Genomic DNA, 14,530 nt, shown 5'->3' on the forward strand with positions numbered 1-14,530 from the left:
TGTCCTCCTACTCGTTCAGCCAGTCGAGGCTCGGACCCGTCGGCACAATTCCATTCGGGTTGACTGGTCGTTGCGTGTTGTAGTAATGCCGTTTGATGTGATCGGTATTTGTCGTCGCCTGGAATGCTGGATGATGATAGAGTTCTTTGACGAATCGTGCGACGTTCCGATAGTGCAGCAGGTTGTGACGGTTGAGTTTGAAATGCACCTCGTATACAACCCACCAACGGTACAGACTGGTCCACAAGTTGATATCCGCCTCAGTAAGCCGATCACCGAACAAGAAACGCTTGCGGGCGAAGATCCCATCAAGCCGCTCTATTGATTGGAAGAAATGGTTCTCTGCGTCCTCGTATATCTCTTGCGTCTTGGCGAATCCGGCACGATATGGGCCTTCGTTAATATATTCGCCAATCCACGTCTCTGCCTCATCGATTTGGCTGCGAAGATCTTCAGGATAAAGATTGTCGTGCGCAGTCGTGCCGAATCGTGCGAGTTTCGCCAATTCACGTGGTATGACCGGATAATAGTTTGACACGATGGTGTGTGTTTGCTTGTCCCAGAGCACCGGTACGGAAATACGATGCGTATAAGTGCCCTCCACAGTCTGGTCATAAGCCTCACGGAGAAATGCAAATCCGTTGCCCGCAGTGTCGAGTGTCGAGCCAGGCACATTGCGGAACGCCCATCCCCTCCCGTCCCGGATTGGGTCGACTACCGAAAGGGTAACGATGTCATCAAGCCCATACAATTTCCTGGTAATCGCTGATCTCTGGGCAATCGGACAAGCCCAAGAGATATAGAGGTGGTACCGTCCGGGTTCTACCGGATGCTCCGAATCGCCGATGTGCCCCTGAATCGGATACGCTTCTTCAAGAGTCGGTTCGTGACTGACCAGCGAGCTTGCCGGCGGTACATTACGCGGCTCATAGATGGTGCCATATCGGTCATAATCTACAGCCGACGCCACTCCTGGCTCTTGGAGCCATGTCGGGTCAATCGCCATGATGTTATTCCTTTCTTCACCCGGGAAGTACAGTTTTCGTATCCCGAAATCATGGATATGGTTTGTGTCGTGACGCGTGTCAAGCCGGCAACTGCATACGATTGCGAAACCGTGCGTTGACCGCATACTTGACTGCGTGAGAGTGAAATTCCGTACACAAAAGAGAGCACGGAGAGAAGGCTTCTCCTGTTTCCGGCGAAGCTGATATAGAGAGTTTGAAATTCCCGCTAGGCTAGCGGGCTACGCATTCGCATACAGCTGCATGCCGCGACGTATCTGCGGATTCCCCTGCAGCAGTATTTGCGTTTCATGCGTTTCCTTTGGCCGTATTCGTTTATGAAAGAATGAAAGCTGTATTGGTTTGCGTTCCAGACTCGTCCGGCAATGGACAAGTCCCGATGAGTATGACACTGGATAACTGTACGCGGCTAGGTGTCTCGTATTTCAGGGAATCACCATAACTGGTAGACGCCCAGCACAGGTATGAACCTGTTCACTTCAAACATCTGGTCGGCAGTGCCGTAGACCGTTCCAATCGTCACCTCATCATTCAATCGGTCGCCATTCACTGTACGGTCATGGACTCCTTCATAGTTGTCTATCATTGTTCACCTCCTTAATGTCGGTTCTGGTGGGATTACACTTGTTATCCCTTGGCTACCAGTAAACCTCGTTTCTTCTGCCGACCACAAATCTCGTTTATCACTGCTGGTTATAGACCGTTCGAGCCGCACTCTTATACGGTTCAGTCCTGATACGCCCGTTCGATAGCCTGATCCAAGTCGGCAATGAGATCCGTCGTGTCCTCAAGCCCGATTGACAGACGGATCAGCCGGTCATCCACTCCAGCAGCGCGAAGATACCTCGCTGAAACCTCGCGGTGCGTGATACGTGCAGGATTGACAATCAGCGACCGCGAATCGCCGATGTTCGGAACGTAGGAGAAAACATGAACCGCATCAATGATACGGAGCACACGGCTTTCATCCCCCTGTGGCGTGAAGGACAGAATGGTTCCTACACCGTCCGGGAAATCACGAGCAACCAAAGATGCCTGTCCCGTATTACCGAGACCTGCATAGTTGACACGTTCAATCCGTGAGTGTTGAGACAGATGACGGGCTATGGCAGTCGCGCTCGCAACTTCCTGACGTTCACGGACGGCAAGCGTTTCCAGCCCGACCAACTGCAGATAGCTGTTGAACGGGCTTGGCACCGCTCCAAGCGTCCGTACGTATTTCAGGCGAACACGTCTGATAAACGCCAGGAATCCGAATTTATCCCAGAAACTATAGAATTTCCCGTTCCGTTCATCGCTGATGACTTGTTCGGTCATGGTGAATTGGGGGTATCGGCCTTGGGACCAGTCAAATCGTCCAGCATCGATAATCACCCCGCCAATCGCATTACCATGACCGGTAATGCCCTTGGTAGTGGAATGAACGACGATGTCGGCACCATGCTCAATCGGGCGGTACAGGTACGGCGTCGGAACGGTATTATCAACAATGACTGCAATACCATACCGGTGAGCAAGAGCAGAAAGCGCAGGGATATCGGCGACTTCGGTTGACGGATTGGCGACCGATTCAGTGAAAATGGCTCGCGTTTCAGGCCTGATCAATGATTCGACAGCCTCGAGATCATTGATGTCATCCACGAAATCAGCTTGGATGCCGAACTGCGGGAAGAATGACAGCATCGCATCCACTGAAGCGCCATATAGGCTGGATGAGGCGATGATACGCCCGCCTCCTTCTGCAGCGCATAGCAATGCATATGAGACTGCCGCCATACCTGACCCAACTGCTACCGCTTCTGCTCCACCTTCGAGCGCGGCGAGACGACGTTCCAGCACGGTTGTTGTCGGATTGGCGACTCGAGAGTAAGAAAAACCGGAAACAGTACCCGCAGCGAGCGCATCCCCATGGTCTGCGGTGTGCATATCGAATGCCGCAGTCGCGTAAATCGGCACATTACATGCCTCTGCATTGTCGGCGGTATCGTACCCTGCATGTATTGCAGTAGTAGAAAATGCGCTGGTACACCTGCCGTCAACAGATGTCTGCGCACTGTTCTGTTCTGTGGAATCATTGGTTGAAGCCGCTGAGGTTGGAATCGTCATGATTGATAATCACCTTTGTTATGAAATCGGTTACTGGTTATATGTGGCACGCTCAGCCGGTATCGCTATGCTTAATGCGCCTACTCCGCGTCATCGTTAAGCTTGCGCAATGCCAGGAGCGCGAGTGTCGATAACGCAGCTCCAGCGGTGGCGAGCGCATCAAGACGTGGATAGAACGTCGGTCCATGCATCGGTCTGTCACTATTGCCGACACCGATATGCAAGAACACACCAGGCGCACGATCAAGGTAATAGGAAAAGTCTTCTCCACCAAGGGTGACGGGAGATGGCTGTGGCCGCAAACCGACTTGCGAAGCAGCTTGCTGTGCGACCCGCACCCAGTCAGGATCATTGACAACCGCAGGAGAGCCGTAATCCCAACGAAAGACGGTCTCCACCGACCATGCGGTCGCTATTGCGTCGCTCAACGCACTGATTCGGTCGTGAAGCGCACGCCTGTCATCAGGATGCGCAGTCCGAACAGTTCCCTCAATGAAAGCGCTCTCCGGAATAACATTCCATGTGCTTCCAGCTTCAACATGGGTGATACTCACCACGCGTGGATGGGTGGGATCTACTTCAAGTCCTGCGAGGCTCTGCAATCCTTGAGCCAATGTGAGAAGTGCCCTGATGGGACTATGTCCTGCATCAGGGTGTGCAGCATGCGACCCTTTGCCTGTAATAGTGACGGAATACTTATCGACTGCACCACTGACCGGTCCCGAACTGATACCGATTTGCCCCGGCTCAAGGGCATTGGAATCATGAGTACCGAAGAACGCTTCGACGTCATCGAGCACCCCTGTGCGCAGTACAGTCACTGCACCCGTTGGCGTTTCCTTGGTTGCTGCGACTTCCTCGGCGGGCTGGAAAATGATTTTCACCGTGCCGGCGAACTGGTCGCGCTTCTCTTGAAGCTCGAGCGCTGCGGCAAGTGCGACCATGAGGTTGAAATCATGGCCGCAACCGTGCAGATAACCAGGATTCACCGATGCATAAGACAATCCCGTTTGCTCTTGTATAGGCAGCGCATCGATGTCACCCCGAAGCGCGATTACATGCTGGTGCGCACCATGGGCTTGAGAGTCCTCCTCTGGCTGAGTACCTTGGATTTGCGCAACCAGCCCTGTAGCCAATCCGGTATCAAGGATTGTCACACCATGGTCTTGCAAGATGCTGCGGATTTTCGCCGTGGTCTCCACTTCGGCGTATGAAGGCTCAGGATGCTGGTGGAACCAGCGGTACCACGCTTGCAATTGGCTGCTATTCAAGGTCATGAAATCGTCTTCTTTCGTTTACTCAGCACTCGTATGTTCACCGGAGTGAGTCAGGCAATCGGGTCAAATCGCCCCGAATGCCCACAACGCATCCATGCCGCCTGCGCCCGGCCCGGAATATTCCCAAGATCCGGTGAGTTTGGAACGATCGGCCGGTTCGAGCCAGCTTTCGTAATATGCTCGGCGGTCCGCAGGGCCATTGTCTTCCGTCGTTTCCTTGGTGGTTGTATATCCAAATGAATATGCATATGAACCATCATCAAAGGGCAGGAATCCCAGTGCATGCAGCTCTTCCTCGTCGATGAATCCCGGAGTTTGGAACAGCTGTCGCGCATAGGACCACAGATTCGGATAGTCCCACAGGTGTTTCACGTCATGTCCGACCCGTTTGACTTCACGCGGCCGATATGTAACTTCATATGCGGCAAGGGTCTGGAACAGGCGCACATCACTGTCAGTTAGATACGGGCCGAAGAGATATCGCCGGTTTTCCAGACGCTGATCGATCTCTGCGAATCTTGCCTCCAAGACATCAAGTGCCGCTTGCGCGACCTCTTGTCTTGTAGAGAAGATGATCTTGTAAGTACCGTTGTTGATATCATCGAACAGTTGCTGGTTGAGCAGATCAATCTGCGGGCGAAGAAAATCGGGGTACAAATCGGGTGCGCCCTGCTTGTGGTAAGGCTTCCACACGGTTTCCCAATCCAGTGTCAAGGTCTGGTATTCATTTGTGACAACCTTGCCGGTCAGTTCATCGATGACGGCGGGCGAGGTTGCACGGCCTGAGAACTCCGGATCAGTGGCACGATAGAAGTCAATGAGGTGAGTGTAGCCGAATTTCTCGCCTAGCCCTTCGGGGTCAAGGATCCATCCGGCATCGGTTTTGCCGAGTACGGACTCAATCGCCACCACCTGGTCAAGACCGGTAAGTCTCAATACAATGCGCTGACGCCGGTTCCAACCGCATCCTATCAACCCGATGACCCGATAACGATTGGGAATAACCGGGATCTGCCCTCGCCCATAACCGAATCGACGGGAGATTTTATTGCCTTGACGGCGGAAATCCCCTTCGGCTGTGATTTCGTCTTTTATCCGGGTCAGTGCAGTGTTGCCATTGCCATCGCCGTCGTTGGTTGCGTTATTCAACAAGCATGCTGCGCGAACCGCCCTGCCCAATGAAATCTGCTGTGTCATTTCCGTGTTCCTTATCTGCAATGGTGTCCCGATGTTTACGAACCTGCCGCGTTCACTTCAACACGCTGGCATCAGGCGTCTGGTCGGCGCCAAACCATTTGACGTCGATTTTCTTCGACGTCCCGTCCTTGACGACTTCTTTGAACGCTTTGTTGATGTCATCGCGCAATTGCGTCTCGCCTTTGGGAAGGACAAGATAGCTGTAGCTATCAGATGACAGGGAGGACTGCGCCTTCTTTCCTAGGTTCAATGCCTTGGTATCGAGACCACCTTTCTTCTTGAGATAACCGAATGTCGCCCTGTCAAGGAAATACACGTCCGCTGTGCCGTTCTCCGTCTGTCGGATAGTGTCCAGCCCTTCATTCTGCGTATACACAAGCTTCGACGCTTTGGACGGGTTGGCATCGTTATACTTCTTCAGAGCGAGCGAGATATTGCAGCCTGAAGCACAAACAAGCACTTTCTTGCCTGTCAAATCATCAAGTGTGTTGATTGCTTTAATACCACTAGCTTTATTGACAACCGCGACATACTTATCCTGATATATGGGGTAGGTGAACGTGTATTTCTGTTCGCGCTCTTTTGTCTTACTTAGATTGTTGACGGCAAGCTGATAGCGACCGGCATCAAGCCCAGTGAACAGTGCACTGAATTCTGCAGTCTTCCATTCAAGCTTGTACTGGGGCAGTTTGGCGAAAATTGCTTCGGTCAGCTCGACGTTCTGCCCACTGACATTGCCGTCCGCATCCTTGAACACAAACGGCGCAGGATCACCACCGGTGACCGCCACGATTGTGCGGGTCTTCGCATTCGACGAGGATGTTGCCGAAGACGACGAAGCCGCCCCCGTACCGCATGCCGACAACCCGGATACCGCAAATACGATGGCAGCAATTGAAGCTGCCGCTTTGATAATCAATCCCTTGTTCTTCATTATGTCTCCTGATGTTGGTATTCAATTGCCGTCGATGCCCCTCTGAAGGAATCGGCCAGCATGTTGTGAATTGGTATGTTCCGCACGTTATCGGCAGAAAAGACGTGAAACGCCTCCATATTCACAAGGCGTAGTTATGACAAGCTATCAGGTCGCCTGTTTTCAAGAAAAACCGTTCGCCGGAGGACTATCAGCGAAAATTGGAACGTGTTGCAATCGATTGCATATACGTTGCAAGGCCCCTTGACAGCGTGGCGGCCCGCACCGCCATTCCTAGGCGAATGCGGGCCGCCACGAATCACAGAGCGTCCCCAACAAAGTCATCAATCACTTGATGCAGTCGTCAGATCCTCGCCGAACCATTTCTTGCTGATGGTTGCTGCGGTACCGTCTTTGATGACTTGCTTGAGCGCCTTGTTGACATCATCACGCAACTGTTTCTGATCCTTCGAGAAGATGAGATACGCATGGCTGTCGGCAGAGAACTTCGACTCAACCTCGTCGCCAATATCAATCCGTTTGACGTCAATACCGGCTTTGTCCTTAAGGTAGTAATAACTCGGCCCATCAAGGAAGTACACATCACCAGTGCCGTTCTCAACTTGTCGAATGGCATCCGCTTCCTCAGCCTGTGAATATACAATCTTTGATGCCTTGGAAGGATTCTTCTTGTTATACGCTTCCAATGACGACACGATGTTATACAGGCCGGCGGGCGGGACAATAATGCGTTTGCCGGCAAGATCGGCGAAAGATGAGACCTTATCCAACGCATCGTCCTTGCGGACAACCGCAACATATGGCGCCGAGTACAGTGGGTCGCTGAACAGATACTTGTCTTTGTTCTTCGACGTTTTCGAGAAATTGTTGACGCCCATCTGGTATCTTCCGGCATCCAATCCCGGGTATATTGCCGAAAAATCCGCCGTTTTCCATACCAACTTGTATTGAGGCAGCTTGGCGAAAATCGCCTTGGTCAGTTCGATGTTCTGCCCGTCAAGCGAACCGTCCGATTGTTTCGTGATGAACGGCGCCGGGGCGCCCGCCGAGACTGCGGTGATGGTCCGTACCGAAGTGTTGGCTTTCGCCGCACTCGCAGTGCTTGTTCCTGTTGTGCCACATGCCGCAGTACCCGCGACAAGCAGCGTTGCAAGCGCTGCCGCCACACCTCCACGCCATGCCGCTTTCCAGCCGCGGCCTGTTCGATTCGATAATCTCGTTGCCATGCCATTCCCCCTTTTCTATCCTGGTGTTCCCTACTTTCGGTTGTTCAGCCTTGGTAGAAACCGTCGTATGCCCCGAACTGCCACAGTTCGAAGCTGCCGCCTCCACCGGGACCCGAGTACAGAGGCGAACCACCCAGCTGGGCACGGTCAGCAGGCTCCAACCAGCGTTCATACAAGGCTTTATGCTGATCTTTCACCTTCTGAGGTGTCGGACCGTCGTTCTCTTCCCATGTCGCGGCACGATAGTTGCCGTTCTCATCAGGCGTGTATCCCAATGCGTACAGTTCTTCATCATCGATGAAGCCCTCGGTTTGGAACAAATCCCTGCCATAAGCGAACAGATTCGGATAATCCCAAATATGAATGATGTCATCGGTGCCAAATGTCCGTACGAAACCTGGGCGATACGTGCTTTCAAAGGATTCAAGGGTCTGGAACAGACGAACATCGCTATCGGTGATTTGGCTGCCGAACAAATAGCGCCTCGAAGCCAAGCGGAAATCATAATCGGCAAGGCGCGCTTTGAAAATCGTGTACGCGGCGGTGGCAGCGCCCTTTGTGGTAGCGAAGTTCACCTTGTATGTTCCATTGTTCACATCGTCGAAAATCTGTTGGTTCAACAGGTCGATCTCTTGACGCAGCTCTTGTGGATACAGGTCTGGAGCCCCCTCTTTGTGGAACGGTGCCCATGCTGTTTCCAAGTCGTTGCTCAAGATGTGATAGTTGTTGGTTACCACCTTTCCGGTGCTCAAATCGACAACGGTCGGCGAAGTACCCCTTCCCGTGAAATGATCGGTCGTTGCACGGTAGAAATCGTTGAGACGATCGTATCCGAACAGCTCTGCCACCCCACCCGGAGTATGGGTCAGTTTCCAGCCATCCTCATCACGCCCATATACAATTTCAGGCGTGAATGCATCCCGCAAGCCGAGCAGACGGATAACGATACGTTGCCGTCGGTTCCATCCACAACCCAGCGCGCCGAGAATACGGTAACGACCTGCCTGCACCGGCGCTTGCCCCGGGCCGGAGCCAAAACGCACCGTGAACGCATTGCGCTGACGACGGAACGCGCCATCGGGAGTCTGCTCAACAGTGGTCTCCGGCTTGTCATTCCATCCATTGTTTGCGCCCGATTCACGCTCATGGTGAGCGGCAACCCCGCATGCGTCCGCCGCTACAACCGACAGCTGCTGTCCGTTATTCGTAAAGTCAAACGACATATGCTTCTCCTGACCTAATCGATTGAATTGATGAAAAATCAGATTGTCGATAATCGATTTCTTGATTTTCGATTATCTCCGCCTTCAGTCGCAGACACAACATTGCGCCTATCAATGTTTCAACAGTGTCGGTATAACGATTCTGTATTATCAGCTCAAGTGATAATACGCATGATCGTCAATTGGCATCAGTCAGCAAGACGTCATACGACGCTCCGCCGTCCAATCACTTACGCAAGAGTATGAAATCGCGGATCTGCCGTGACTGTATGATGCGGCTCTCCTCATCAAGATAAATCATATGACCTGAATCGAACTCATGGACAGTGATGTTCCCACGTAGTTCGTCTGGTATCGGCAGCAAGGCCACATCGCTGACCGCACCATAAAACGGGGTGCACAAATCATAATGTCCCACCTGATATAGGACCCTCAGCGAGCGATTCACCCGCATCGCTTCTGCCAAAGCGCCAATGACATGGAACGGATTGCGATGAAAATCTGAAGGGGTACGCCAAGGTCGTACTCTCGTCGTGTCCAGCTCATAGTTCAAATCATTCTTGTATTCCAAATCCTGGCGAAGATATGAGTTAATGCCTGCCGCGAATGCACCTCGTACCGCCTGATCAGTGAAATCCGCCTCAGGGACACGCGATAGCTGATCCTCGTTCCACCCAGTGAACCGTGCATCATATTCGCCAAGCACCACACCACGAGACCGCAACAATTCAGTTCGGAATTGCTGCGGTGTCACAGATAGATTCGCCTGCTCGACCACGTCTCGGGACAACCCGGTCAAATCGGCGTATCGTGCAACGATTGTCGCACGCGTACTTGTGTCCAGTCGGTGTCCTTGGTTAAGAGCCCATAAAAGTTTAGTATCGGCGAATTCCTCCGCCTCCGACAACACTTCTTTCATGCTCAACTCTGGATGATTCCCATGATAATGAGCGACTGCCGCATAGGTGGGGAAGAAAGCATGGGCACCGAGGAAAGAGCCCGGACCGAATCCCATACGCCCAAATGTGATAGGCGAGGAGATCAACACGAGCCCGCTGAGATACACACCATACCGTACCGCCAGACGTGCTGCCACGCGAGAACCGCGTAATACGCCATAAGACTCGCCTGCAATATACAGTGGTGAATTCCAACGTTCATTGCGTGTAATCCATAACCGGATGATATTGGTCATTGCTTCAACATCAACATCGGCATGATGATATTGGTTCGCATCCTCTCCCGGAACTACACGAGAGTATCCGGTCGAAATAGCATCAATAACCACCACGTCCGCACAAGCAAGCGGAGACTGTGGATTCTCACGCAGATGGTATGGAGGAGGACAGGCCGTAACACCGTCAGATTGCAGTACATCTACAATACGTGGTCCGAATAGCCCTAAATGCAGCCAAGCAGAACTCGTGCCTGGGCCTCCATTGAACACGAAAATCACCGGTCTGGAATTGTTCCCATGATCGTCAGTGTCAGCATCGCCAACATACTGCGTTATGAAGACGCGCGCCTTGACTGAAGGCTCCTGCGCAAGGGAACCACCAATGTTCTCCTCAGTCAGGTCAAGATAACCAGCGACGGCGGTGTACTGCAAATCCCCGTTCTCAGCGTGCAGCACATGCCTGGTCACCGCCGGGGCAAGCCTCTCCTGTGCATTGTCATCGCGAATCGCGTTTTCGCTTACCGCTGTAGCCCTGTCTTGTGATTCCCACTTGTAATCCGTCATGTTGCTTATCCTCCATTGCATGGAACGGAAACGATTGGCGGCATCACCGGAAACAATCCAGCGATGCCGCCAATCACCCATGTCTATTCGGCAATGTCATAAATGAAGAACAATAACCGCTGTCCCCCATCGACTATCAGCGTTTCCATCTCAGGATGCCGCACAAAACCACACCGCTGATACAGTCGATGCGCATACGGCATATTGGGTCCGGAATGAATGAGCAGCCTATGGTATCCATAGGCCTTGGCAAGCGCTATATTGTGCTCTACAAACGCTTTGCCCAGCCCATGCCCACGGCCAATCGGCAACACACCCATCGTGTTGAATCCGAACGTTGGTTCAGTATTCAACGCAGGCTTGACAGTCGTACATGCACCATACAGTTTTCCAGATGCATCAGAGATGACCCAGACATCCTCTTTTGCGGAACGACCAGCTATATCCGTAAGCCGGTGATGATATTCCTCGGTCATCGGGCCATTCGTGGAGAACGCTTCAACCAGTGTGTTTCCTACCGCGCTATATTCGTTAGGATGCGCCAGCCTCAGGTGTAAACCAGAACCTAAATCCCAATCCTTGAGATCCAAGGGCAGCGTACTAGCGTCAGCATATGCCGTCTCCACCATTCACACCGCCTCCAATGCGAAATCTTCGCGCTCGTGCTCCTTGCGACGGGCTTCCTGCGCTTGCCATGCAGTGTTTGTCAAGATGCCCGAATCAGAATGATCTACGCCATATCGTTCAAAGGAGGACAAGAAGTCACGCAACCGATCAGTGTGCGGGTTGCCAAAAATCTCCTCTGGGGATCCTTGTTCCACAATCCGACCATCTTCCAAGAAAATCACCCTGCTGGCGATACTGCGAACAAAACCCATCTCATGGGAAACCAACAGCATGGTATTGCCTGCAGCTGCGGCAACAGCGATAGTGCGTTGCACCTCGTTCACACGTTCAGGATCGAGCGCAGATGTCGGTTCGTCGAGCAGCAACAGCCGAGGATCCATGGACAACGCCCGTGCAATCGCAACACGCTGCTGTTGACCGCCGCTCAGATGCTGCGGGTAATGGTCGCTCCACTCTTCCAACCCGACGTTGCGCAACTCACGCAAAGCTCGTTCCCGCGCCTGAGCCTTGGGAACGTGTTTGACAACGGTCAATCCCTCCATCACATTCTGCAGCGCAGTACGGTTACGCAGCAGATTGAACTGTTGAAAGACCATAGCAGTCGAACGCCGAATTTCAAGCGTCTCATCTTTTGACGCATGAGCAAGGTCATAGGTTTTTCCGTCAATCTCCAGTTCACCGGTATCAGGATGTTCCAGCAGATTGATGGAACGCAAGAACGTTGATTTTCCTGTGCCCGATGGACCAATCAGCGCTACGACTTCACCATCTTCGATATCGACGCTGACTCCGTCGAGTACTTTATGCCCGTTGAATGACTTGCTGATATTCCTGATGCTAATCACGAGCAATCGCCTCCTTGCCAACTGTCCCGGCCAAGGCAGTAATTCCCTGTCTGTTCAAGGCGGGCAATCTGCGCACTGTTCCACGTTCCGGCAACGATGGTGTCCGTTCCGCCTGTTCGGGAACAGCTTCCGTCACCTGGCGGAGTGCAGGTGCTTGTTCAGGGACTGACAAGCGGTGTTCGAGCCAAGCCCCGGCGCGCTCAAGCACCAAGGTGATAACCCAATAGATAATTGCCAGCGAGCAGTACATTTCAAAGTATCGGTATGATGAGCCCGCCATGATTTGTCCAGCTGCCGTCATATCGACAACCGCGCACACAAACGCGAGCGAAGTGCCTTTAATCAAGCCAATGAGCGAATTCATCAAACCCGGCAATGCAATGACGCCTGCCTGAGGCAAAATAACCCGACGCCTGACTTGCGCCGGCGACATGCCCAAGGAACGCGCCGCTTCAAGCTGTCCCGAATCTACTGCTGTAATCGCTGCACGAATGACTTCAGCCATGAACGCAGACTGGTTAAAAGCGAGCGCGAGAATAGCGAACAACACCGGCGGCACGTTGTTGATATCCCAGTCCGTTCCATTCCAATAGTTGAGATACTTCAAGAAAATCGGGATACCGAAGTAGCTGATGTACAGCTGCACGATAATCGGAGTGCCGCGAAGCACTGAAATGTATACCGTGCTGATTTGGTACAACACCGGGGTGCGCTTGACGCGAATCAATGCAATGATAAAGCCAAGTACAAGACCGATGATGCCAGCTGCAAGCGTCAACTCCAATGTGACCGGAAGATACCGCAGAAGCTGCGGAATCTGGGTGAACACCAGTTTTCCATTGAATAAATCAGGCATGATGATGCACGTATTCCTTGATATGTATTGCTATAAATCTCATTCGCTCTTACAGAGCGCGTATCCGATATCAGTGTGATGCGCTTATGGCAAGCGCTATTCCACCATGCTCACTGCCGAGCGCCCTTCGCATCCGCTTACCGAGCCACCTCGGCAAGCTCCGGCTTGGCAGCTTTCGCCGCGATCGCGAACGCCTGGTCAAGATCTTCGATGAGGTCGTTCACATCCTCGATGCCGATGGACAGGCGGATCAGCTCGTCGGTGATACCGACTTTGAGACGTTCCTCGCGCGGCAGTTCGAAATGCGTCATACGACACGGCAGCTCCGCCAGGCTTTCCACCGCGCCAAGGCTGACGGCAAGCCGGAACAGATGCAGGTTGTCGAGGATGTTCGCCGGATCAATGCCTTTGACCACTTCAAAGCTGAGCACACCGCCGAAGCCCTTCAAGCCTTTATCGGTGTCGCCAGGCTGACGGCCGCCTTCGACGCCCGGATAGTGGACGGCAGCGACGAGCGGGTTGTCAAGCAGCCAGTTCGCAATGGCTACGGCGTTGCTTTGCTGACGTTCGATACGCAAGCCAAGCGTCTGGATACCACGTCGGACGGCATCGGATTCAGCCGGCGGAAGGATGCCTCCCAGACGGTTCTGTGCATAATACACGCGCTCGCCCAGCTTGTCGTCGCGCACGACGGCAAGTCCGGCAATCACATCCGAATGGCCGGCCAGATACTTGGTCGCCGAATGCAGGACGATATCCGCGCCCAAATCGAGCGGCTGCTGAAGATACGGGGTGACAAACGTGTTGTCCACAATCACAATCGCACCGTATTTGTGGGCAATCCGCGCGATTGCCGCGACATCGTTGACTTGCAGCAGCGGGTTCGTCAAGGTTTCGAAATACACGGCCTTGGCGGGCTCGCTGGCCCCATCCTCATCGCCGGCGACGCCGACACCGCTGATCGCAGCCTCGAGCGCCTCGTAATCGTTGGTGTCCACCGGCTGGCTGATCAATCCCCAGCGGGTGAAATGCTCGTTGAACTGCGAGTAGGTACCGCCATACACGTTGCTGCCGACGACAATGCGATCGCCCGGCTTGAAAATCGAGAGGACCGCGTGGATCGCAGCGAGTCCGGACGCGAACGCGAAACCTCGGGTGCCGTGCTCAAGCTGCGCGATCTGGCGTTCGAGGAAATCGCGGGTCGGATTGCCGCTGCGCGCGTAATCCCAGCGGGGCATGGACTCGACCGATTCGAAAGCATACGTGGATGAGTTGTAGATTGGCGGGTTCACGGCTCCGGTCGTGTTGTCATTCACCGGAAGTCCGTGGACCAGCTGAGTGTTGAACCTCGTCATAGTGCACCCCCTAGGTAGTGTCGCAAGCGCCGCGGTCTGGCCGGGCGGATGGTTGTGAAGTTGTTGTTGCGTTGTTGTGTTGTTGATGTGTTGCTTGTGTTGTTATGTTGTTTGCCGT

At 53.3% G+C, this 14,530-nt stretch carries 13 protein-coding genes; all 13 read right to left on the reverse strand.

What is annotated here, in order from left to right:
- Positions 1 to 7 precede the first annotated feature (7 nt).
- The 13 genes from DSM100238_RS01350 to DSM100238_RS01405 all read right to left on the reverse strand — a co-directional run bounded on the left by DSM100238_RS01350 (position 8) and on the right by DSM100238_RS01405 (position 14,412).
- The gene (locus DSM100238_RS01350; protein ID WP_152354924.1) at positions 8 to 1,006 is read right to left on the reverse strand and encodes a glutathione S-transferase C-terminal domain-containing protein; all 999 of its coding nucleotides are present in this window, start codon (positions 1,004 to 1,006) and stop codon (positions 8 to 10) included.
- Positions 1,007 to 1,458: 452 nt separating this feature from the next.
- Positions 1,459 to 1,611: a hypothetical protein gene (locus DSM100238_RS09305; protein WP_167510963.1), complete on the reverse strand. Its 153-nt coding sequence runs from the start codon at positions 1,609 to 1,611 to the stop codon at positions 1,459 to 1,461.
- Between the two features lie 140 nt (positions 1,612 to 1,751).
- Positions 1,752 to 3,131 (reverse strand): O-acetylhomoserine aminocarboxypropyltransferase/cysteine synthase family protein, encoded by a 1,380-nt coding sequence (locus tag DSM100238_RS01355; protein ID WP_152354925.1) that lies wholly within the window; start codon positions 3,129 to 3,131, stop codon positions 1,752 to 1,754.
- A gap of 80 nt (positions 3,132 to 3,211) precedes the next feature.
- Positions 3,212 to 4,408 carry an amidohydrolase gene (locus DSM100238_RS01360; protein ID WP_152354926.1) on the reverse strand — a complete coding sequence of 399 codons (1,197 nt, stop codon included), beginning with the start codon at positions 4,406 to 4,408 and terminating at the stop codon, positions 3,212 to 3,214.
- Positions 4,409 to 4,471: 63 nt separating this feature from the next.
- Complete coding sequence (locus tag DSM100238_RS01365; protein WP_205730660.1) at positions 4,472 to 5,605, reverse strand: glutathione S-transferase family protein; 1,134 nt, start codon at positions 5,603 to 5,605, stop codon at positions 4,472 to 4,474.
- Positions 5,606 to 5,657: 52 nt separating this feature from the next.
- The gene (locus DSM100238_RS01370) at positions 5,658 to 6,539 is read right to left on the reverse strand and encodes a transporter substrate-binding domain-containing protein (RefSeq protein ID WP_152354927.1); all 882 of its coding nucleotides are present in this window, start codon (positions 6,537 to 6,539) and stop codon (positions 5,658 to 5,660) included.
- A gap of 323 nt (positions 6,540 to 6,862) precedes the next feature.
- Entirely contained in the window at positions 6,863 to 7,765 is a 903-nt protein-coding gene (locus DSM100238_RS01375) for a transporter substrate-binding domain-containing protein (protein WP_152354928.1), read from the reverse strand.
- A gap of 44 nt (positions 7,766 to 7,809) precedes the next feature.
- Entirely contained in the window at positions 7,810 to 8,988 is a 1,179-nt protein-coding gene (locus tag DSM100238_RS01380; RefSeq protein ID WP_205730661.1) for a glutathione S-transferase family protein, read from the reverse strand.
- Positions 8,989 to 9,214: 226 nt separating this feature from the next.
- Positions 9,215 to 10,810 carry a S10 family peptidase gene (locus DSM100238_RS01385; RefSeq protein WP_152354929.1) on the reverse strand — a complete coding sequence of 532 codons (1,596 nt, stop codon included), beginning with the start codon at positions 10,808 to 10,810 and terminating at the stop codon, positions 9,215 to 9,217.
- A 2-nt stretch (positions 10,811 to 10,812) separates the two neighbouring features.
- On the reverse strand, positions 10,813 to 11,358 hold the full coding sequence (locus tag DSM100238_RS01390) for a GNAT family N-acetyltransferase (RefSeq protein WP_152354930.1): 546 nt from the start codon (positions 11,356 to 11,358) through the stop codon (positions 10,813 to 10,815).
- A complete protein-coding gene (locus tag DSM100238_RS01395) occupies positions 11,359 to 12,201 on the reverse strand; it encodes an amino acid ABC transporter ATP-binding protein (RefSeq protein WP_152354931.1) in 843 nt (280 codons plus the stop codon).
- Positions 12,194 to 13,057 (reverse strand): amino acid ABC transporter permease, encoded by an 864-nt coding sequence (locus DSM100238_RS01400; RefSeq protein WP_152354932.1) that lies wholly within the window; start codon positions 13,055 to 13,057, stop codon positions 12,194 to 12,196. The genes DSM100238_RS01395 and DSM100238_RS01400 overlap by 8 nt, the downstream gene beginning before the upstream one ends.
- Positions 13,058 to 13,194: 137 nt before the next feature.
- Entirely contained in the window at positions 13,195 to 14,412 is a 1,218-nt protein-coding gene (locus tag DSM100238_RS01405; RefSeq protein WP_152354933.1) for a trans-sulfuration enzyme family protein, read from the reverse strand.
- Between the last annotated feature and the right edge of the window lie 118 nt (positions 14,413 to 14,530).

The organism is Bifidobacterium apri (assembly GCF_009299485.1).
Classification (GTDB): Bacteria; Actinomycetota; Actinomycetes; order Actinomycetales; family Bifidobacteriaceae; genus Bifidobacterium; species Bifidobacterium apri.

What these genes read in the sequence shown, in the direction of transcription:
- DSM100238_RS01380 (WP_205730661.1), bottom strand. Translation starts at nt 8,988, where the DNA reads ATGTCGTTTGACTTTACGAATAACGGACAGCAGCTGTCGGTTGTAGCG.
- DSM100238_RS01360 (WP_152354926.1), bottom strand. Translation starts at nt 4,408, where the DNA reads ATGACCTTGAATAGCAGCCAATTGCAAGCGTGGTACCGCTGGTTCCAC.
- DSM100238_RS09305 (WP_167510963.1), bottom strand. Translation starts at nt 1,611, where the DNA reads ATGATAGACAACTATGAAGGAGTCCATGACCGTACAGTGAATGGCGAC.
- DSM100238_RS01355 (WP_152354925.1), bottom strand. Translation starts at nt 3,131, where the DNA reads ATGACGATTCCAACCTCAGCGGCTTCAACCAATGATTCCACAGAACAG.
- DSM100238_RS01385 (WP_152354929.1), bottom strand. Translation starts at nt 10,810, where the DNA reads ATGGGTGATTGGCGGCATCGCTGGATTGTTTCCGGTGATGCCGCCAAT.
- DSM100238_RS01390 (WP_152354930.1), bottom strand. Translation starts at nt 11,358, where the DNA reads ATGGTGGAGACGGCATATGCTGACGCTAGTACGCTGCCCTTGGATCTC.
- DSM100238_RS01375 (WP_152354928.1), bottom strand. Translation starts at nt 7,765, where the DNA reads ATGGCAACGAGATTATCGAATCGAACAGGCCGCGGCTGGAAAGCGGCA.
- DSM100238_RS01370 (WP_152354927.1), bottom strand. Translation starts at nt 6,539, where the DNA reads ATGAAGAACAAGGGATTGATTATCAAAGCGGCAGCTTCAATTGCTGCC.
- DSM100238_RS01405 (WP_152354933.1), bottom strand. Translation starts at nt 14,412, where the DNA reads ATGACGAGGTTCAACACTCAGCTGGTCCACGGACTTCCGGTGAATGAC.
- DSM100238_RS01400 (WP_152354932.1), bottom strand. Translation starts at nt 13,057, where the DNA reads ATGCCTGATTTATTCAATGGAAAACTGGTGTTCACCCAGATTCCGCAG.
- DSM100238_RS01365 (WP_205730660.1), bottom strand. Translation starts at nt 5,605, where the DNA reads ATGACACAGCAGATTTCATTGGGCAGGGCGGTTCGCGCAGCATGCTTG.
- DSM100238_RS01350 (WP_152354924.1), bottom strand. Translation starts at nt 1,006, where the DNA reads ATGGCGATTGACCCGACATGGCTCCAAGAGCCAGGAGTGGCGTCGGCT.